This is a genomic window from Tsukamurella paurometabola DSM 20162 (genome assembly GCF_000092225.1).
GTDB lineage: Bacteria > Actinomycetota > Actinomycetes > Mycobacteriales > Mycobacteriaceae > Tsukamurella > Tsukamurella paurometabola.
The window spans coordinates 1,626,439-1,645,410 of record NC_014158.1 but is presented as its reverse complement, the minus strand read 5'-3'; the positions used below and the strand labels follow the sequence as shown (position 1 = coordinate 1,645,410).

Sequence of the window (18,972 nt, the reverse complement as noted above, 5' to 3'; positions counted from 1 at the left end):
TCACGATGTGGCCTTCACACCCGGACCGGTGAACCGCAGCCGGACCTCGTTGGGGCAGGCCGCGCGCAGAACGTCGGGGAGATCGTCGGGTGCATCGGCGCTCACCGTGACCACCGCCCGGACCGGCGGACCCACGGTGATCCGGACATCGTCGACGTGGTCCCCGCACAGGATGTGCCGTATCTCGCCGAGTTCGACGAATCCGCCGGCGACGCGCACCCGCTCGGTCCCGGTCCCGCGGTACACGCACCCCGATTCGGTGAGCTCCACCCGGAGGTCCGTCGGCACCGCGCCGTGGTCGGTGAGCAGGGTGACCCAGCCCGCACTGCCGAACAGGGCCGGATCACCGAGGTCGGTGGACACCGTCATCCCGTGCACGCCGTCCTGTCCGGCCGCACGGGCCAGCTCGACGACATCGGTCGGATCGCCCCACGCCGGTTCCGCCGGATCGGCCTTCGGCGCGGGCTCAAGGACGACGCCGGGCGTACCCGCGAGCGCGCGATGGACCTCCACCTCCGCGGGTGTCAGGGCGCTGATCTCGTTGAGCGGGCGATCCGGTGCGCCGGCGGTGGCATCGAGCCACCGGGCGAGCCGGTCCGCATGCGTCCGCGCCCGCACCGGCGAATACAACTGCGGGTTGAACTCCGTGAACAGGATGAGGTCGCCCGCTCCGGTCTGCGTGATGATCACCGAGACGTCGCTCACCGGACCGTAGCCGTGGACCCGGGTGATCCACTTCTCGTTCTCGGGGTCCGGACGCAGGAAGGGGATCACATTCACGGTGGGCCCGTACAGTCTGCCCGCGCGGATCGCGCCCGGCACCGATTGGAACAGCTCGCGAGCGTCGACGCGGCCGCGTCCCGCACGCGTGATTCCCGCCGAGACCTGATTCGCGAGTTCGCTTCCGGTCGCCGTCTCGCTCACGTCCAGCCGGATCGGCACCACGTTGGTCATCGTGACCGCGGCGGCGCGCTCGCGCTGATTGAGCCGGTTCACCATCACCGAGCCGATGATCGACCGCCGGTTGCCGGAGTAGCGCGCGCAGTACGCGCCGACCAGCCCGATGAGGTGGTGCGGCCACTGCCGCCCGGACGGAGTGATGTGGAGATCGTGGCGAAAGGTGATGGGATCGGGAGCCATCGCCGCCGTCGCGGAGGTGAGTGACAGCTGCGGGTTCGCCCAGCCCTCGGTGGACAGCAGGGAGGACCACATCTCCAGGTCCACCGGGAAGGGTTCGCGGTTCGCGAGCAACTCGTCGACCTCGACGAACTCGAAATGCTCCGGTTCCCGTCCCGCCAGCAGGGCCACATAGACCTTGGCGAGGCGGTTGCGGAACAGAGCGGCGGCGTAGCCGTCGATGCCGACGTGGTCACCGAACATGGCGTATCCCACCCGGCCGTCCACCTCGACCGTCCACTGTTCGCCCAGCGCGCTACCGTCCAGCAGGTAGGGCTTCCGGAACCGCTCGTTCCCCCATTCCAGGAATTCGCCCTCGGACGCGAAGGTGAGATGTCCACGAAAGGGCAACGGGCCGTAGTCGACCTGCAGGTTCGCGCCCTCGGCCAAGATGCGCAGGCCCAGGCTGCGGCACTCGTCGGTGGTGCGGTGCAGCGCCTCGGTGAACACCGCCAAATCGGCGCCCGCAGGCAGCAGCGACGAGGTGCCGATCGTCATCAGCGAGGTGCCCGGTGCGTCATTGCGGCCCCGCACGAAATTCATCTGTTCTGGGAGCAGCCTCACCGCGCCAGAATAGCCGACGGCGGGCGCATCGCCGGGGTCGAATCGCGAGGTCACAGCGACTCCACCACGGTTCGCATCTGCTGGCGGAACCGCCTAGGGCAGAAGCTTTCCGCCCTGGCGCGGATCACCTGCGGATCAAACGACTCGTCGCGGAATCCCGACATCGCGGCGGCGAATCCTGCGACGACGCCGTCGTCGTCGCTCGGTGCGACCAGCACGCCGGTCACGCCGTCGATCACCGAATCGAGCACGCCGCCCTCACCGAGCGCGATGACCGGAGTGCCGCACGCCATGGCCTCCACGGGCACGATCCCGAAGTCCTCGACTCCCGGCATCAGCACCGCCCGTGCCCGCTGCATGAGCTGCACCATGCGTGCATCGTCGACCCGCCCCACGAAGGTGGTCTCGGGGCCGGCGAATTCGCGGCACCGTTGTTCCCACCGTCCCTCGCCCGCCACGATGAGGCGGACCCCGGCGGCCCGCGCCGCGCGTACTGCCAGGTCGGCGCGCTTGTAGGGCACCAGCCGGCCCGCCATGAGGAAGTAGTCCTCCCGCTCCCCCGCAGGCCCGGTACTGAATCGGGTCACGTCGACGGGCGGATGGACGACCTCCGCCTCGCGGCCCCACCACTGTTCGATCCGGCGGGCCACCACACTCGAGTTCGCCACGATCCGGGTGAAGCTCGGCGCCGCGGCTCTCTCGACGGCGCGGGCCTGCTTCGCCAGCAGGGCCAGCGCCAGGCGGCCGGCAGGCGAATTCGCCTCGCCCGCGCGGAGGGTCGAATCCCAGGCCCAGCGCGCGGGCGAGTGCACATAGCCGACGGTCGGCACGCCCACCGTTGGCGCGGCGGCCGCCGCGAGAGCGTAGTGACTGATCACCACGGCATCGACATCGCCGACGCCGACTCCGCGGAGGGCGGCGGGGGCCAAGGGCATCATCGGCGCGTGCGACCGGAGGCCGCCCGCCCGGTACGCCCGATACAGCCGATCGAGCCGCGTGGCGCGGAACCGGTCCGCGAGCTCGGCCGGCACGACCGCGGGATCGGCGAACGGGACGTACACGGGCGCATCGGGCCACTCGCGGAGCAACTCCTCGATCACGGACTCCGCTCCGCCGATCTCGGTCCATCGCTCGTGGATGATCGCGATCCGCGATCCCGAGGTCACGCTCGGAGCCCGTCGATCATCTCGGTCAGCGCGCCGAGCGATCCAAAGGTCTCCTTCTTGAGCAACCGATCAGGGATCTCGATATCGAACTCGTCCTCAATGGCGACCATGACGGCCACGCTGGCGTGCGAGGTCATGCCGAGGGCGTAGAGATCGTCGTCCGGGCCGATCGACTTCGCATCCACGGCGAGCTTGCCGTGCTTGTCGAGAATGGAGCGCAGCGTCTGTTCCACGGCGCACAACCCCTCTGATCGATTGTTCTGACAATGAAGTATTGCTATATGGGTTGCCCTCCCAGGCGACCAGTCATGTCAAGCTACACCAACGTCACGACTATGCGCGATGCGATAGCAACGAGTCGCCGCGGTGCGCGCACGGGGTACTCCATCGGTGACCGCACCCTGCACGGACACCGCACGTCGGACCGGTGGTCACACCCACGACGGAGTCAGGCCGTGCGTGCACACCATCGCCAGGACGATCCTTTCGATCCCGAAACCCACGCACGAGCTGTGCGCTGGCGCACCGTCGAACTGGAGGATGTCGAACCTCTGCCCGAAATGATCCTGGTGGTTGTTGCAGGAGGCGATGGCGGTCGCGGGGTTGTCCGGTCCGTACAGCGGGATCACCAGTTCCGTCTTCAACGCCTGATCGAGTTGGTTGGCCTTGAGCATCCTTCCGGCCCGACCGAAGAACGGATCGTTCGCTGTTTCGGGACGCACACCCAGTCCGAGATCGCTCAGCACGGCTGTGGCGCGGCGGATCCAATCGTCGGCGTGCTCCGCGGCCTGCGCGGCGCTGCCGACCCGTACGTAGTCGTGCGCGCGGAAGGCCTGCATGCGCAGCGGATCGATCGCGGGCTCACGGCGGAAGCAGTACCCGTACACGTCCAACAGGGCACCCTCGAACGGCAGCGTCCCCGTGAGCGTCGGGTAGGCCGGGTGGCACACCGCCGAGACCAGGGCGACCCCGGACGGGCTCAGGCGCCGTTCCCACCCGAGTCCCTCCTCACGATCCGCCAGGAGGGCCCGATGTTCGGGATCGCCGCCGTCGAAGGAGTGCACGCTGCCCGCGAGATCGGGGAACGACGCGACGTAATCGGTCCGGTCGAGCGTCTGGCCTGGGAAAACTGGAGGAAAACGCAGCGTGCGGGGCCTGGTGGCGAAGGCCGCAGCGGCTTCGGCTGACACCCGGGCATCGATCGTCGCGACCACGGCTTCGAATTGCTCACTTCGGCCGTAGAGGCCATCCATCCCGGTGGGAACGAGCCAGTCGTGCGCGATCAGCTCATCACGGAACCGGCGCCGCGCATCATCCAGGTTCGACATCGCGGTCGTTAAAAGACTGCCATCGCCACGATGAGGCCGAGCGCAACGTGGCAGGCGGCGATCACACGAGCCTGGGGCAGGAACAGGTCGGCGTGCATCAGCTCGTCCAGATCGACGCCCGTGACCAGGTCAAGTACCCGGACGCACACGATCTGGGCGATGATGCCGACGAGGCCGTAGATCAGGGAGTACGTGACGCCCTCCACCAGGCGACCACCCGAGGCGTAGATCGCCACCACGATGATGAAGGCCATCGAGAGCATGCCGGCGGCGGTGATGTAGGTGGCGTTGGGCTTGCCCGCCTTGACCAGGTCGCGCAGCTTGCCCGGGGTCGACAGGTCGACCGCGTAGAAGCCGACCACCATCAGTACGAGGCCCACGAGCGCGTACAGGCAGATCGCGCCGACACCGCGGCCGATCGTGTTCAGCTGCACATCGGCGAGGAGTGTCACGTTCACGATGCGGGGGTCCCTTTCGGAGTGATGCGGTGCGGAATGAAGGCGGCACCGTCGTCGGTGATGAGACCGGAGGTCTCACGGATGCCGATGCCGGCGGGCTCGTCGCCCACGATCCAGGCGCCGATGACGGGATGATATCCGTCGAATTCGGGCAGCGGGTCGAACAGCTGGTACACGTATCCCTCGGCGCCGTACACGCCGCCCGTGGCGGTCTCGCGCCCCGCGTCGACGATGGTGAGGTTCGCTCCCTCGCGGCCCAGCTTGGGCTTCTTCACGTATTCGGTGAGGAACCCGGGATTATCGATGTAGGCGGGCAGCAGGTTCGGGTGATCGGGAAACATCTCCCAGAGCACCGCGAGAATCGCCTTGTTCGACAGGATCGCCTTCCACAGCGGCTCGATCCACGTGGTGGCGGGCAGCGACTCGGCGACGCGTTTGCCGAAGTCGTCCTCCAGCACCCACTCCCACGGGTACAGCTTGAACACCGCGTTGATCGGTGCGTCCTCGAGATCGACGAAGGTCTTGAGGTCGTGGTCCCAGCCGATGTCCTCGATCGGGAGGCCGACGGTGTCGAACCCGGCTTCGGCGGCCGTCTCCTGGAGGTAGCCGGTGGTCACGTGATCCTCGCCGGATTCGTCGGCACTCGACCAAGCGAAGTGCAGCTCCGACGGCGGGATGACCTTCTTGATCTCGCCCCAGCGTTCCACGAGCGACTCGTGCAGTGAATTCCATTGGTCGTAGCCGCCCTCGTCCCACGGACGGGTATCCGGCGAGGTCTCCTGGAACCAGTACCACTGCACGACAGCGGCTTCCAGCAGTGAGGTTGGGGTGTCGGCGTTGTACTCCAGCAGTTTCGCCGGGCGCCGTCCGTCGTAGCGGAGGTCGAATCGGCCGTATACGTGCGGATCCTGCCGCTTCCACGACTCCTCGATTGGACCCCATGCCCATTCGGGGATACCGAAATCGGCGTAGCGCTCGGTGAGGATCACGTTCTCGACGGCCTGTAGGCACATCGAATGAAGCACTCCCACTTGCGCTTCCAGAGAGAGAACCTCGTCCATGTCGAACTCGTAGAAGACGGACTCGTCCCAGTACTCGCGGCTACCACCGGTACCGTCGCGCGCCGGCGTGCCGAACACCAGTCCCTGGGATTGGATCGTCTGGCGCCAATTCGGGCGGGGCGTGCCCCGCATCCGCCGCATCAGGAGCCGCTCGACTTGGAGCCGCCGCTGGAGCCGCCCTTGTTCGAGGTGCCGAGGCCGCCGCGGTCGATGTTCTTGCCGTTGTTGCTACTTCCGGCGTTGGTGCCGCCCTTGTTCGAGCCCCCCGAATTCGCCGGTGGCTTACTACCCGCATTGGTCTGGCCGTTGTTGTTGAACGACGTCGCCTTGCCCGGGTCGACGGGCGCACCCGACTGCGTGCGGATGGTGGCATTCGTCGGGCGGTCGTACGTGCCGCCCACCACCCGACCGTTGGATACCGAGCCGCCGTAGTTGTACCGGTAGCTCATGCCGTTGAGCAGGATGAATCCGGTGACCGGGTTGTAGGTACCTGTCGAGCAGTAGCTGTCCGAGACCACCTGAGCGTTGTCGCCCTCGCCCACTACGCAACTCGCGTTGACGGTCTGCTGCGCGGACCCACCGTTGTCGTCCGGGATCGCCGCGTACAGCAGTGCTATGGTGCCGACCACGCCGACGCCTACGCCTGCACCGATCATCTGCTTGCGGCGGCGCGCCTTCTTGGCGAGGGCGGCGGCGGCTTCCTGGGCCTGCCGCTCCTGCTCCGCGGCGCGCTCGCGCTGCGCCCGGTTGCGGGCGCGGGCCTCGGCCACCGTCTCCGGCCGGGCCTCGGTCGACTCGTCCTGCTGCCGAATGCGGCCAGGGCGCCGGGGCTCGTCGACGGTGTCCGGCAGGGACACGGTCGGCGGCATTCCGGGCACGGGGGGCAGGTAATTCGATTCCGGGCCGGGGATCTCTCCCACGGGCCGGTTCTCAGGCACGGGCGGCTGCATCGCTCACCTCTCCTCGAAGTACGGGAGCCCACCACGTGCGGGCCCGAACAACTCCACCACCAGGTCGACCCGGCCGGGACCGTCGCCCGACCACAGACGTTCGAGCAGAGTGTCGCATGCGGATCGGTCCCCCTCGACCACCACCCGGACCCTCCCGTCCGGCTGATTGGCAGCGTATCCGAGCAGGCCGAGTTCCAGGGCCTGCGTCTTGGTCCAGTATCGGAAGCCCACGCCCTGCACACCGCCGTGCACCCAGGCGGTCATGCGGGATTGCTCAGCGACCACGGGCACTCACTCCGTCGTGATGTCGAGGTTGACGACGGTGCCCGCCTTGAGGGTGCGGCCCACGGTGCACACCTGGTCGACGGAGCGCCGGGCGACGACGAGCAGTCGTTCGCGGGCATCCTCGTCCAGTTCGGAGAGGTCGATCTCCAGCACCTCGTTGAGTTCGGGGTAGTTCTCGTTCTCGCGGTCGGCGTCGCCGGAGACCCGGACGGTGGCGTCGTAGTCATCGCCGAGACGACGGGCGAGCGGCCGGTCGGTGGACATCCCCGTACACGCCGCGAGGGCGATCTTCAGCAGCTCACCGGGGGTGAACACACCCTCGACGTCGGCCGATCCGACGAGCACCTCCGCGCCGCGCGAGCTACGCCCCGTGTAGCGACGCACCCCGGTGCGCTCCACCCAGAGTTCGGTCGCGGGTGTCTGTGCGGTCGCATCGTCGGCCATGCGACCAATCTACCTGTAGGTCCGTATCTCGCCGGGCCGGACGTGCAGCGGTACGGTTCGGGCGTGCGCTGGCGATGGTGGATCTTCCTGAGCGCGGTGGTGCTGTGTGCCGCCGCGGTGGTGTGGGCGGCGGTGGCGGGCCCCGACCCGTTCCCGATGCATTTCACGTTCAGCGGCGAGGCCGACTCCTGGGGATCGCGGACCCCCGTCGTGATCGGCTTCGGGGTGTCGGCGGCCGTGCTCGCCGGCCTGTTCGCCGGGTTGGCCGCGTACTCGTCGAAACTGCCGGACTCGGCGATCAACACCCCGCGGCGCGATGTGTGGCTCGCGCCGGACCACCGCGCCGAATTCGACGCGATCGTCGAGCGGTTCTTCCTCACCGTCGGCACCCTGGTGCAACTGCTGCTCGCAGCCACGCTGATCGCGGCGGTGGACGAGTCGACGCGCGGCACGATCGCCGTGGTCATCGCGGTGTTCGCCGTGGCCATGGTGCTGCTGCTGGCGAACCTGATCCGGCGGCTGATGAACCCGCGCCGCGAGGCATCGCAGCCCTCCCGCTCCCGTTCCTGACTCCCGCTCCCGTCGCAACGGGGGCGGGACGACGATCCGGGAGCGGGAACCCGTCGCCCGTGCAGATGTGTAGCCCGACGGCCTGCTGCTGGGCCTCGGCGCGGTGCCTAGGTACCGCTCACGTGTCCGTCACCGGAGCCGTCGTCGCCCTGGACTCGAATCCCCAGCTCAATGACGAGGCGCCGTCTGGCACGTGGGACAGAAGTGCGATCCCCGGTTCATGAATTGCTCGCGGCGCATGATCGTGCCGCACCGGCGGCAGGGCTCACCGTCGCGCCCGTAGGCGTTGAGTGATCGCTCGAAGTAGCCGGATTGGCCGTTGACGTTCACGTACAGCGAGTCGAAACTGGTGCCGCCCTGGTCCAGCGCCTTGCGCATCACCTCGGTGGCATCGTCGACCAGGCGACCGAGCGCGGGCTTGGTCAGGGCGGAAGCCCGCCGCCGCCCGTGCACGCGACTGAGCCACAGCGCCTCGTCGGCGTAGATGTTGCCGACACCGGAGATCACGGTCTGGTCCAGCAGGACGCGTTTGACCTCGGTGTCCTTCGCCTTCATCCGGGCGATCACGGCGGCGCGGTCGAAGCGCGCGTCGAGGGGATCGCGGGCGATGTGCGCCACCGATTCCGGGACGAGCGTCCCGTCCACCTCGACCAGTGGATCGACGGCCCAGCCGCCGAAGGTCCGCTGGTCCACGAAACGAAGCACCGCACCGTCGTCGAGCCCGGCTCGGATCCGCAGATGCCGATCGTCGCCCGGTCCCACCAGCATCTGTCCACTCATTCCCAGGTGCACCACGATCGCGGCGTCCGCGGGGCGTCCTGCGCGGGCGAGCGGCAGCCACAGGAACTTTCCGCGCCGCTCCGCGGAGGTGACCTGCGCGCCGGTCACCTGACCGATCAGATCGGCATCGCCGGCCACGTGGCGGCGGGCGGCACGGGGATGCAGAACCTCGACCGCGGTGACGGTACGACCCACGAGGTGGTCGGCCAGACCGCGGCGCACCACCTCGACCTCGGGCAGTTCGGGCATCAGGCAGGCTCGGGCGTAGCCGATTCCTCAGACTTGGTGGCGTCCAAGGATTTCCACGCCGCCGCGGCGGCCTTCTGCTCGGCCTCCTTCTTCGTGCGGCCGACTCCCTCGCCGAGATCCGCCTCGTCGATCACGACCACGGCGGTGAACTCCTTATCGTGGTCCGGTCCCGTCGACGTGATGCGGTACGCGGGGACACCCAGGTCGCGCTCGGCGGTCAACTCCTGCAACGAGGTCTTCCAATCGAGCCCCGCGCCCATCGTCGACGACGTGGTGAGCATCGGCTCGAACAGGCGCAGCACCACCGAGCGGGCGGTGTCGATGCCGTGCTCGATGTGCACCGCGCCGAGCAGCGCCTCCATGCCATCGGCGAGGATGGAATCCTTGTCCCGACCACCGGTCAATTCCTCACCGCGGCCGAGGTACAGGTGCGCGCCGAGACCGCCCTCTCCCAGCTTCCGCGCGACGCGAGCCAGTGCGTGCATGTTGACCACACTGGCGCGGATCTTGGCCAGCTCGCCCTCGGGCTTATCGGGGTGCGTCACGTACAGCCACTCGGTGACGGAGATGCCGAGCACGCTGTCGCCGAGGAATTCGAGGCGCTCATTGGTGGGCAGCCCACCCGCCTCATAGGCGTACGAGCGGTGCGTCAGTGCCAGCGTGAGCAACTCGTCATCGAGCTCGACGCCCAACGCCTCCAGCAGCGGGGTGCGGTCCGACGCGGGGGGCGCGGGCAGGCGCTTGCTCACTTCTGGTCGGCCCCGCCCTCGGCGCCGGACCCGAACTTCGCCAGGCCCGCCCAGCGGGGGTCGATCTGCTCATGTGCGTGGTCCGGTTCGAGCTCGGCGAGCCGCTCACCGCAGCCCTGGCACAGGCCCGGGCAGTTCTCGGTGCAGACGGGGGCGAGGGGCAGCTCCAGTGCGACGCCATCGATGATGGCCTGCTCGAGGTCGATCATGTCGTCATCGATGCGGAACATCTCGTCCTCATCGGTGGTCTTATCGGTCTCACTATCCGGGTACGCGAACAGCTCCGTGAGGAAGAGGTTCACGGCGCCCGAGATATCGGCCAGGCAGCGAGCGCACTGGCCGGTGGTATCGGCGCTCACGGTGCCCGTGACCAGCACACCCTCGGATACGGCCTGCACCTGCAGGTCGAGGTCGATCTCCTCGCCCGCGTCGATCGCGATGAGATCGACGCCGATCCGGTCGGGGGCGGCCACAGTCCGGTGCACCTGCGCTGACGTGCCCGGGCGGCGACCGAAACTGCGGACGTCGAGGACGTACGGCTTACCGGCCGGCTGCCGCACGGCGGTCTGGGTTTCGTTCACAACTACCTCGGTGTAGGTCGACGATTCGAGTCAAACACCCGAGTGTACGTCCGAACGGGCGTGCTTCGCCAGCTACCGCGCCTCGGCGCGCGAGTCGGCGAATTCCTCCAGGTAGCCGTCGGTGGCGCCGTGGTCGCTGTAATCGTGCACGCCGGCCGCGGTGCGCAACTGCTGGCGGCCGCGGTTCACCGAGCGAACGGTGGCACCGAGCACCTCTTCGAACTGCGCCAGCTTGGTGTCGACGTACACATCGCATTCGCCGCGGAGGCGATCGGACTCGGCGTGTGCGGCGTCGATGATGCGGTCGGACTCGGCCTTCGCGGCCGCCACGACCTCGGTCGCGGACACCAGGCGCTCCTGCTCGGCGATGCCCTCGGCGACGGAGCGCTGGTAGGTGGCGTTACCGTCGGCGGTCAGGCGCTCGGCCTCGGCGCGGGCACGGCCGGTGACCGCCTCGTACTCGCGCTGCGCGCCGCGGCGGATGCGCTCGTCTTCGGCGCGGGCCTCGGCCACCAGCCCGGTCGCGTGCTGATGCGCCTCGGCGACCATGCGGTCGGCCTGCGACTTCGCGTCGGCGAGGATGCGGTCGGCCTCGGCGCGGGAGCGGCTCAGCGTGGCGTCTGCCTCGGAGTTGGCCTGACCGACGGTGGTGTCGTAGTGCGTGCGCGCCTCACTGATCAGCCGGTCCTTCTGATCGAGCACGTCCTGTGCGTCGTCGAGGTCGGCCGGGAAGGCGTCGCGGATGTCGTCGAGAAGTTCGAGGACGTCGCCCCGGGGTACGAGGCAGCCCGCGGTCATGGGGACGCTGCGCGCCTCCTCCAGGATGGCGCCCAGTTCGTCCAATGCTTCGAATACGCGGTACATGCTCCTATTGTGACGGGTGGGACCGATGTTTCGCCGTAACGGCGCCGCCGCGTGTCGAGGCGTTCACGAAATCGGTCGATATCGCGGCTGTGAGCCGCGCAGAGCATCGTCTTACTTGATTCTTCCGGATTCAGGACAGTTTGGCGCGCACGGCGTCCTGCACATTGGGAGGAATCAGGGCGGAGATGTCACCGCCCAGCTTCGCGACTTCCTTGACCAGCGAGCTGGACACGTAGGAGTACTGCGGGCTGGTGGTGAGGAACGCGGTCTCCACCCCCGTGAGGTGCTGGTTCATACCGGCCATCGGCAGTTCGTAGTCGAAGTCGGTGGAATTGCGCAGACCCTTGACGATGCACGCCATCCCCCGGTCGCGGGCGTAGTCGACGAGCAGGCCCTCCCAGCGTTCGACGCTCACGCCGGGCAGGTCGGCGACGTTCTCCTCGATCAGCGCGATCCGCTCATCGATCGTGAACATGCCCTGCTTGTTCGGGTTGACCACCACTGTGACCACGAGTTCGTCGAACAGCTTCGCGGCGCGCCGGAAGATGTCGAGGTGGCCGTTGGTCATGGGGTCGAATGATCCGGGGCAACACGCCTTGCTCATGCCGATCGATCCTGCCAGACGGCGACCTCGATGCGGGTCTCGCCGTAGTCCCGCGTGAGTTCGGGTTCCAGTCCCGCGGGCCAGCTGGCCTGCGGAGTGCGCGCGGACCGCTCGAGAACGACGTAGGCGCCCGGCGCGAGCCACCCCTGCGCCAACGCCGCGAGATCGGTATCGACGGTCGTCGCGGGTAGGTCGTAGGGAGGGTCCAGGAAGACCACATCGAAGGGCTCCGGGGTACCGCCCAGATAAGTCCCGACGGTGCCGCGGCGCACCGTCGCGCCGGGGAGGCCGACGGTGCGGGCGTTGTCCTTGGCCACGGCCGCAGCCTTGGCGTCCTGGTCGACGAGGACAGTACGGGCCGCGCCGCGCGAGAGCGCCTCAAGACCGAGTGCACCGGAGCCCGCGTACAGGTCGAGGACTGCGAGGTCCTCGAAGTCGAGTCGCGCGACGAGCGCGCTGAATACGGCCTCCCGCACCCGATCCGACGTGGGGCGCGTGCCGCGGGGCGGCACCGCGAGCCTGCGCCCGCGAGCCGCCCCGGAGATGATCCTGGTCATCGCTCCACTCTGTCACGCCCGGGCTCAGCCGGCTGCGGCGAGCTTCGCCTCCTCGATCTGGGCGAGCCGGGTGGCGTTGGTATCCGGTCCGGGGACCTCGGTGCCGCGGATCGAGCATCCCTTGGTCTCCTGCAAGAACGGCAGGGCGATGAGACCGATCACGCAGGCCCCCATCATGTAGAACGCCGGGAACTGCAGCCACCCGGTGTTCTCCACCACCGCGTCGTTGACCAGTGGCGCGGTGCCGCCGAACATCGCCGTCGCCACGTTGTACGAGATTGCGAAGCCCGCATACCGCACCTGCGTGGGGAACATCGCCGGGAAGGTGGCGGTGATGGTGGACAGCTGCGGGATGTACAGCAGTCCGAGGACCACGAATCCGACGATCGCCCACCCGAACCCCTGGCCCATCAGCCAGAACATCGGATAGGCCATGATCAACAGGCCGATCAGGCTGATCCACCACATCGGTTTGCGACCGGTGCGGTCCGAGAGGGCGCCGAAGAACGGGATGCACAGCGCCATGAGCACTTGACCGATGAGCATGAGGATCGACGAGTCGGATTCGGTCATGCCGATCGAACCCTGAAGGTACGTCGGCATGTACGCGATCAGCGTGTAGTTGGCGATGTTGAGCGCGATCACCAAGCCGAACATGATGAGAATCGGGCGCCGATAGTTCTGGATGAGGGAGGTGAAGCGATCCCACGCGGATCCTTGCTTCTCCTGCTCGTCGGCCATCTCCTCGAAGACCGGGGTGTCATCGAGTTGGTGCCGCAGATACCAGCCCACGAAACCCAGTGGGATGGCCACGAAGAACGGAATGCGCCAGCCCCACGAGTACATCTCGTCGCGAGTGAGCAACTGCTGCAACACGAGCACGAAGGCCGTTCCGCCCGCGAAACCGCACATGGTGCCGAATTCGAGGAAGCTCCCGTATCGCCCGCGCTTGTCGTCCGGCGAGTACTCCGCCATGAAGGTCGCGGCGCCGCCGTACTCGCCTCCGGTGGAGAAGCCCTGGACCACGCGCAGCGCGATGAGCAGGACCGGGGCCAGCACCCCGACTTGAGCATGTGTGGGAAGTACGCCGATCAGCGCTGTCGCCGAGGCCATCAGGAGAATGGTCGTGGCCAGCACGACCTTTCGCCCGAGTCGGTCGCCGAGCGGCCCCCAGACGAAGCCGCCGAGCGGGCGCAATGCGAACGATACGGCGAATCCGAGCAGTGTTCCCAGTGTTCCGAGCGTTCCGGGGAAGAACGCCTGGGTCAGGTAGGCCGTGGTGGCGGCGTACACGCCGTAGTCGAACCATTCGGTGAAATTGCCCATCGCAGACGCTGCGATGGCTTTGTGCAGCTTGCTCTTCCGTTGCTGCTCGGTCTCCTGGAGTCCCACTGCGGACAGCGGAGAACTCCCGGACGTTGTTGAGTTATCAGGCATGCTCATCAGCCCCTGGCGTTGGTCACCGTGCGGACCGGGCTGCCTGTTGCTAGACGAGCGGGCCCACCGGACGTGTGATTACCGCGCGTTTGACGGTAACAGAATCGGGCTACGTTTCCCGCCTTCGCCGTTCACCTGGTGGACACCCTGGGGCGTCGGCGCTGGTAACCCCGCGTTCTCCCGTTCGGAACTCGGTTGCGCCATTCTCCTCGCATGCCCCTGCGCCTTTCTCAGTCCCGTTCCCTCCAGTCCGCCGCCTCGCGCCGGTCGATCCTCAAGGCCGGTGCCGCCGGCGCCCTCCTCATCCCCGCCGGTCCGCTGCTCGCCGCGTGTGGTGGATCGTCGTCGACCGGGGCGGCGGCATCGTCGTCGGGACTGGTCAAGGACCGTCCCACCCTGACCCACGGCATCGCCTCGGGTGACCCTCGCAACGACGGCGCACTGATCTGGGCGCGGTCGGATGCGCCGGCACGGATGATCGTGGAGACCGCATCGTCGGACTCCTTCACGAACCCCCGGCGATTCGAGGGGCCGCAGCTGGACCCGTCCGCCGACGGTGCGGGACGATTCCGTGTGACAGGCCTGGAATCCGGCCAGACGGTGCACTATCGGGTCACGCTCGAAGGTGAGAACGGGGCCCGCTCGGAACCGCTCACCGGGACCTTCCGCACCGCGCCCGCGGCACCGCAGACCATTACGTTCGCCTGGTCCGGCGACGTGGTGGGACAGGGGTGGGGCATCAACCGCGACGGCGGCATGTCGATCATGGGCGCCATCGCCGACGGGCGCCCCGACTTCTTCCTGCACTCGGGCGATGCGATCTACGCCGACAACCCGGTCCCCGAGTCGCAGAAGCAGAACGACGGCGGCGTGTATCGCAACGTGACCTCGGACGCGAAATCCAGGGTGGCGCAGACCCTCGACGACTTCCGCGGCAATTACGCCTACAACCTGACCGACGAGCACTACCGGCGGTTCGCCGCGACCGTCCCGCAGCTGATCCAGTGGGACGATCACGAGGTGATCAACAATTGGTACCCGGGCGAGAACCTGGCGGGCCAGAACCGCAAGGGATACACCGAGACCGACGTGAACAAGCTGGCCGATATGGCGTACCGGGCGTGGCGGGAATGGCAGCCCGTGCAGCCGACCGAGGCCGCCGACGGCCGGCTCTACCGCAAGATCTCCTACGGCCCTCTGCTCGACGTGTTCGTGCTGGACATGCGCAGCTACAAGGACCCCAATCCGACCGCATGGGCGCGTTCCAACGAAGCCGGAATTCTCGGTGCCAAGCAGACGCAATGGCTGATCGACGGACTGACGTCCTCGACAGCGGTGTGGAAAGTCGTGGCCAACGATCTGCCGCTGAGCATCGTGGTCCCGGATGCCGCGACCGACCCGAAAGACGGCGGGCCGAAGTCCATGGAAGCCGTAGCGCAGGGCGATAACGGAGCGCCCCTCGGCCGTGAGATCGCGTTCTCCCGCATCCTCTCCCAGACCAAGGGCGTGCGGAACATCGTCTACCTCACGGCCGACGTGCACTACACGGCCGCGATCTCGTACCACCCGGATCGCGCCGGATTCCAGGACTTCTCGCCGTTCTGGGAATTCGTGTCCGGACCGCTCAATGCGGGTGCGTTCCCGCAGAGCCCGCTGGATGGCACCTTCGGCGCGCAGTACGAATTCGTGCACGCGCCCGATAAGGCGAACGTCTCCCCCGCCGAGGGATTCCAGCACTACGGTCAGGTGACGATCGACTCCGGCTCGCGGGCACTCACCGTCAACCTGCGCGATGCCAAAGGCACCGCGCTCTACACCAAGGAATTGGCTCCCGCGTAGCGGAATAGCTGGGCGGGGTGATCGACGGCCAGCCGATCACCCTGTCCGAATAGTTTGTGTCGCAGCGTTCCCGGCACGTACTCCGTGGGATACACGCCACGGCGGCGCAGCTCGGGGACGATGAACTCGACGATGTCCTCGAACGTGCCGGGGGTAATGGCATAGGCGAGGTTGAAGCCGTCGACATCGGTCTCGTCGACCCATTCCTGCAATTCGTCGGCCACCCGCTCGGCCGACCCGACCAGCACCGGTCCCATGCCACCGATGCGGCCCCACTTACCGATGTCCTCCACCGTCCACTCCTTCCCGGACGGGTCGGCCTGCTGGAAGTTGGAGACGGCCGAGATGATCGCGTTGGATTTCACGTCCCCCACCGGGTCGCTCGGGTCGTAGGCGCCGAGGTCCACGCCCATCCACCCCGACATGAACACGAGCGAGCCCTCGATGCTGGCGTAGCGGTGGTACTCCTCGAGTTTCGCCTGCGCCTTCGCCTCTGTCTCGTCGGTGACGATGGTGAGCAGCGTGTAGATCTTGGCCGAGTACGGGTCGCGACCGTTCGCGACGAGCCCCTCCCGGATGGTGCGCACCACGGTCTTCAGGATCGCCTTGGTGGGAGCCGCCACGAAGATCGCCTCGGCGTTCTCGGTGGCGAACTTGAGGCCGCGCGGCGACGCCCCGGCCTGGTAGATGACGGGCGAACGCTGCGGCGAGGGCTCTCCCACGTGGATACCGGGGACGTCGAAGTACTTGCCGTGGTGATTGATCGGGTGCACCTTCGACGGATCGGTGAACACGCCGGTCTCGCGGTCGCGGATCACCGCGTCGTCCTCCCACGACCCCTCCCACAGCTTGTACAGCACCTGCAGGTACTCGTCGGCGTGGTCGTAGCGCTCGTCGTGCTGGAGCTGATCGAGCTGTCCCATGTTCTTCGCCGCGGACGGCAGGTAGCCGGTGACCACGTTCCAGCCGATCCGGCCGTCGGTGAGGTGGTCGAGCGTGGTCAGCCTGCGTGCGAAGGGGAACGGATGCTCGAATCCGGTGCCGGCGGTGATGCCTATGCCCAGGTGCTCGGTAGCTCCGGCGATCGCGGAGGCGAGCAGGATCGGGTCGGACACCGGAACCTGGGCGGCGTGCCTGATCGCGGCGTCACCGTTGCCCTTGTAGGCGTCGTAGATTCCCAGCACATCGGCGATGAAGATGCCGTCGAAGGTACCGCGCTCCAACAGTTTCGCCAGCTCGGTCCAGTAGCTGAGCTCCTTGTACCGATGCGATTGGTCCTTCGGATGCCGCCACAGCCCCGGGGACTGGTGGGCGACGCAGTTCATATCGAAGGCGTTGAAGCGGATCTGACGGGTCATGGTGGCCGACGGTAGGCCGCGCGGTCACCCCCCGCCCACCCTTGCGATCAGGCTGACGCCAGCTCAGGCGAGGTGAGCTGCCGCACGGCGAGGCCGTAGGGTTCGGGAATGGCTTCAGTGGTCGTGGTGGGAAGTATCAACCTGGACGCAGTGACCGTGTGCGAACGGTTCCCGCGGCCCGGGGAGACCATCGCAGGAGTGTCGGTCTCGTTCGGGCAGGGAGGTAAGGGCGCGAACCAGGCGCGCTCGGCAGCCCGGTCGGGCGCGGAGACGGTGTTCGTCGGCGCGGTCGGCGACGACGCCGCCGCGGCTACCGTGCTCGGCTCGCTCACCGCGGCGGGCGTCGACATCTCTCCCGTGCGCCGGATCCCCGGTAGCACCGGTTTCGCGAACGTCACCGTCGACGGATCCGGCGAGAACCACATCATCGTGGTCCCGGGCGCGAACGCCGAGGTCACGCTCGACGACACGGGCCGCGCCGCGATCGCGGCAGCGGACGTCCTGCTCCTGCAACTGGAGATCCCGCTGCGCGTGGTGCTCGACGCGGCCCGGATCGCCCGCGCGAACGCAACCACGGTGCTCCTCAATCCCTCTCCGGTGCAAGCCCTGCCCGACGAGCTGGTCGCCCTGCTCGACGGGGTGATCGTCAACCGGGACGAGGCGCGGACCCTCGCCGGATCAGTGCGCCGGGTACCGCACGTGATCACCACTCTCGGCGGCGCCGGGGCGCGCGCCACCGGACCGGAGGGCACCGTCGAATCGCCTGGGCTCACCGTCGACGTGGTCGACACCACCGGCGCGGGCGACGCTTTCGCCGGCGCCCTCGCCGCGAACTGGACCCTGCCGCCCGCGGAGCGCCTGCTGCGCGCGAACGCCGCGGGCGCGCTCACTGCGACCGCCGCGGGTGCGGCCGCAGCACCCACCGCATCCGAGGTCGACGCGTTCCTCGACGAGCGGGCCGCACGATGAGCACGGAGATCTACGAGGTCGGCCCGGGCGGACCGTACGCACTGGTCACCGGACCCGACGGTGCCCTGTGGTTCACCCTGGTCGACAGCGGCGAGATCGGACGCCTGGACCCGGCCACCGGCACCGTCGATCGCCATCCGGTCGGGGCGGGCACCGGCCCCACCGTGATCACGGTCGGCCCCGACGGTGCGCTCTGGTTCACCGAATACCGCGCCCACCGCATCGGGCGGATCAGCATCGCGGGCACCGTGACGCACCACGACCTGCCAGCCGGCAGTGGACCGTTCGGCATCGTCACCGGACCCGACGGTGCGCTGTGGTTCACCCAGACCGCGACCGACCGGATCGGCCGGATCACCGTTGCCGGCGAGGTGACGGAATTCCCGCTCCCCATCGCGGGGGCCTTCCCCTCGGCCATCACCGCGGCGCCGGACGGCGCACTGTGGTTCACGCTGAACGGCGCCGACGCACTGGGCCGCGTCGAGGCCGGCGGCGCGATCTCGATCCACCCACTCGACGCCCCCGGCTGCGCCCCGGTCGGGATCGCCGCAGCCTCCGACGGAGCGCTGTGGATCGCCGAGATCGGAGCCGGGCGCGTGGCCCGGATGACACCCGGTGGCGACATCACCCGCGTCGCCCTGGGCGACCCGAACCCGCGCCCGCACGCCGTGTGCTTCGCCCCCAGCGGAACGGTGTGGGTCACCGAATGGGCCGGCAACGCCGTCACCGAGGTCGCCCCGGTCGGCACCGTCACCCGCTATGAACTGCCCGTTCCCGGTTCCGAACCGCACGGCATCACGGTGGGACCCGACGGTGCGGCCTGGGCAGCCCTGGAATCCGGGGCGTTGGCCCGGATCCTGCCGGAAACCACATCCATGTGACCCACATCACAGACAGCCGCCTCCCAGGGGATACATGAGGGTTTCGAAGGGCAGTTTCGAAGGCAACGTGATTTCGCGTCGGCCGGTTGTTAGCGTCGAGTC

At 68.1% G+C, this 18,972-nt stretch carries 21 protein-coding genes; 4 read left to right on the top strand and 17 right to left on the bottom strand.

What is annotated here, in order from left to right; translation table 11 throughout:
* The 9 genes from TPAU_RS07915 to TPAU_RS23115 all read right to left on the bottom strand — a co-directional run bounded on the left by TPAU_RS07915 (position 1) and on the right by TPAU_RS23115 (position 7,432).
* The gene (locus tag TPAU_RS07915) at positions 1-1,740 is read right to left on the bottom strand and encodes a condensation domain-containing protein (RefSeq protein ID WP_147291071.1); all 1,740 of its coding nucleotides are present in this window, start codon (positions 1,738-1,740) and stop codon (positions 1-3) included.
* Between the two features lie 50 nt (positions 1,741-1,790).
* Positions 1,791-2,906, bottom strand: a complete 1,116-nt coding sequence (locus tag TPAU_RS07910; RefSeq protein ID WP_013126229.1) for a glycosyltransferase — start codon at positions 2,904-2,906, stop codon at positions 1,791-1,793.
* A complete protein-coding gene (locus TPAU_RS07905) occupies positions 2,903-3,139 on the bottom strand; it encodes an acyl carrier protein (protein ID WP_013126228.1) in 237 nt (78 codons plus the stop codon). The genes TPAU_RS07910 and TPAU_RS07905 overlap by 4 nt, the downstream gene beginning before the upstream one ends.
* Positions 3,140-3,337: 198 nt before the next feature.
* The gene (locus TPAU_RS07900; protein ID WP_013126227.1) at positions 3,338-4,234 is read right to left on the bottom strand and encodes an amino acid--[acyl-carrier-protein] ligase; all 897 of its coding nucleotides are present in this window, start codon (positions 4,232-4,234) and stop codon (positions 3,338-3,340) included.
* Positions 4,235-4,242: 8 nt separating this feature from the next.
* Complete coding sequence (locus TPAU_RS07895; RefSeq protein WP_013126226.1) at positions 4,243-4,692, bottom strand: DUF350 domain-containing protein; 450 nt, start codon at positions 4,690-4,692, stop codon at positions 4,243-4,245.
* Positions 4,689-5,894 (bottom strand): glutathionylspermidine synthase family protein, encoded by a 1,206-nt coding sequence (locus TPAU_RS07890; RefSeq protein ID WP_013126225.1) that lies wholly within the window; start codon positions 5,892-5,894, stop codon positions 4,689-4,691. Before TPAU_RS07890 ends, TPAU_RS07895 begins: the two co-directional genes overlap by 4 nt.
* A complete protein-coding gene (locus TPAU_RS23120; protein WP_013126224.1) occupies positions 5,894-6,703 on the bottom strand; it encodes a hypothetical protein in 810 nt (269 codons plus the stop codon). The genes TPAU_RS07890 and TPAU_RS23120 overlap by 1 nt, the downstream gene beginning before the upstream one ends.
* A gap of 3 nt (positions 6,704-6,706) precedes the next feature.
* Positions 6,707-6,994 (bottom strand): acylphosphatase, encoded by a 288-nt coding sequence (locus tag TPAU_RS07880; protein WP_013126223.1) that lies wholly within the window; start codon positions 6,992-6,994, stop codon positions 6,707-6,709.
* The gene (locus TPAU_RS23115; protein ID WP_013126222.1) at positions 6,995-7,432 is read right to left on the bottom strand and encodes an OsmC family protein; all 438 of its coding nucleotides are present in this window, start codon (positions 7,430-7,432) and stop codon (positions 6,995-6,997) included.
* Between the two features lie 63 nt (positions 7,433-7,495).
* Here TPAU_RS23115 and TPAU_RS23110 point away from each other — a divergent pair, with 63 nt between their 5' ends.
* A complete protein-coding gene (locus TPAU_RS23110; RefSeq protein ID WP_160160262.1) occupies positions 7,496-8,002 on the top strand; it encodes a DUF1648 domain-containing protein in 507 nt (168 codons plus the stop codon).
* A gap of 168 nt (positions 8,003-8,170) precedes the next feature.
* On the opposite strand, the gene mutM is transcribed toward TPAU_RS23110, so the two are convergent.
* The 7 genes from mutM to TPAU_RS07835 all read right to left on the bottom strand — a co-directional run bounded on the left by mutM (position 8,171) and on the right by TPAU_RS07835 (position 13,712).
* Entirely contained in the window at positions 8,171-9,031 is an 861-nt protein-coding gene (mutM, locus tag TPAU_RS07865) for a bifunctional DNA-formamidopyrimidine glycosylase/DNA-(apurinic or apyrimidinic site) lyase (RefSeq protein ID WP_013126220.1), read from the bottom strand.
* Positions 9,031-9,780 carry a ribonuclease III gene (gene rnc, locus TPAU_RS07860; protein ID WP_013126219.1) on the bottom strand — a complete coding sequence of 250 codons (750 nt, stop codon included), beginning with the start codon at positions 9,778-9,780 and terminating at the stop codon, positions 9,031-9,033. The genes mutM and rnc overlap by 1 nt, the downstream gene beginning before the upstream one ends.
* Positions 9,777-10,361, bottom strand: coding sequence for a YceD family protein (locus TPAU_RS07855; protein ID WP_013126218.1), 585 nt, complete (start codon positions 10,359-10,361; stop codon positions 9,777-9,779). The genes rnc and TPAU_RS07855 overlap by 4 nt, the downstream gene beginning before the upstream one ends.
* A 72-nt stretch (positions 10,362-10,433) precedes the next feature.
* The gene (locus TPAU_RS07850) at positions 10,434-11,225 is read right to left on the bottom strand and encodes an SPFH domain-containing protein (RefSeq protein ID WP_013126217.1); all 792 of its coding nucleotides are present in this window, start codon (positions 11,223-11,225) and stop codon (positions 10,434-10,436) included.
* Positions 11,226-11,355: 130 nt separating this feature from the next.
* Positions 11,356-11,829 carry a pantetheine-phosphate adenylyltransferase gene (coaD, locus tag TPAU_RS07845; RefSeq protein ID WP_013126216.1) on the bottom strand — a complete coding sequence of 158 codons (474 nt, stop codon included), beginning with the start codon at positions 11,827-11,829 and terminating at the stop codon, positions 11,356-11,358.
* Positions 11,826-12,386 (bottom strand): 16S rRNA (guanine(966)-N(2))-methyltransferase RsmD, encoded by a 561-nt coding sequence (gene rsmD, locus TPAU_RS07840; protein ID WP_013126215.1) that lies wholly within the window; start codon positions 12,384-12,386, stop codon positions 11,826-11,828. The genes coaD and rsmD overlap by 4 nt, the downstream gene beginning before the upstream one ends.
* A 24-nt stretch (positions 12,387-12,410) precedes the next feature.
* Positions 12,411-13,712 (bottom strand): MFS transporter, encoded by a 1,302-nt coding sequence (locus TPAU_RS07835; RefSeq protein WP_245537899.1) that lies wholly within the window; start codon positions 13,710-13,712, stop codon positions 12,411-12,413.
* A 324-nt stretch (positions 13,713-14,036) separates the two neighbouring features.
* On the opposite strand from TPAU_RS07835, the gene TPAU_RS07830 reads away from it, so the two are divergent.
* Complete coding sequence (locus TPAU_RS07830; protein ID WP_013126213.1) at positions 14,037-15,662, top strand: alkaline phosphatase D family protein; 1,626 nt, start codon at positions 14,037-14,039, stop codon at positions 15,660-15,662.
* Here TPAU_RS07830 and TPAU_RS07825 read toward each other — a convergent pair.
* Positions 15,635-17,020: an LLM class flavin-dependent oxidoreductase gene (locus tag TPAU_RS07825; protein WP_013126212.1), complete on the bottom strand. Its 1,386-nt coding sequence runs from the start codon at positions 17,018-17,020 to the stop codon at positions 15,635-15,637. The genes TPAU_RS07830 and TPAU_RS07825 overlap by 28 nt on opposite strands.
* Before the next feature lie 108 nt (positions 17,021-17,128).
* On the opposite strand from TPAU_RS07825, the gene TPAU_RS07820 reads away from it, so the two are divergent.
* Positions 17,129-17,989 (top strand): ribokinase, encoded by an 861-nt coding sequence (locus TPAU_RS07820; protein ID WP_013126211.1) that lies wholly within the window; start codon positions 17,129-17,131, stop codon positions 17,987-17,989.
* Complete coding sequence (locus tag TPAU_RS07815; protein WP_013126210.1) at positions 17,986-18,870, top strand: Vgb family protein; 885 nt, start codon at positions 17,986-17,988, stop codon at positions 18,868-18,870. The genes TPAU_RS07820 and TPAU_RS07815 overlap by 4 nt, the downstream gene beginning before the upstream one ends.
* Positions 18,871-18,972 lie beyond the last annotated feature (102 nt).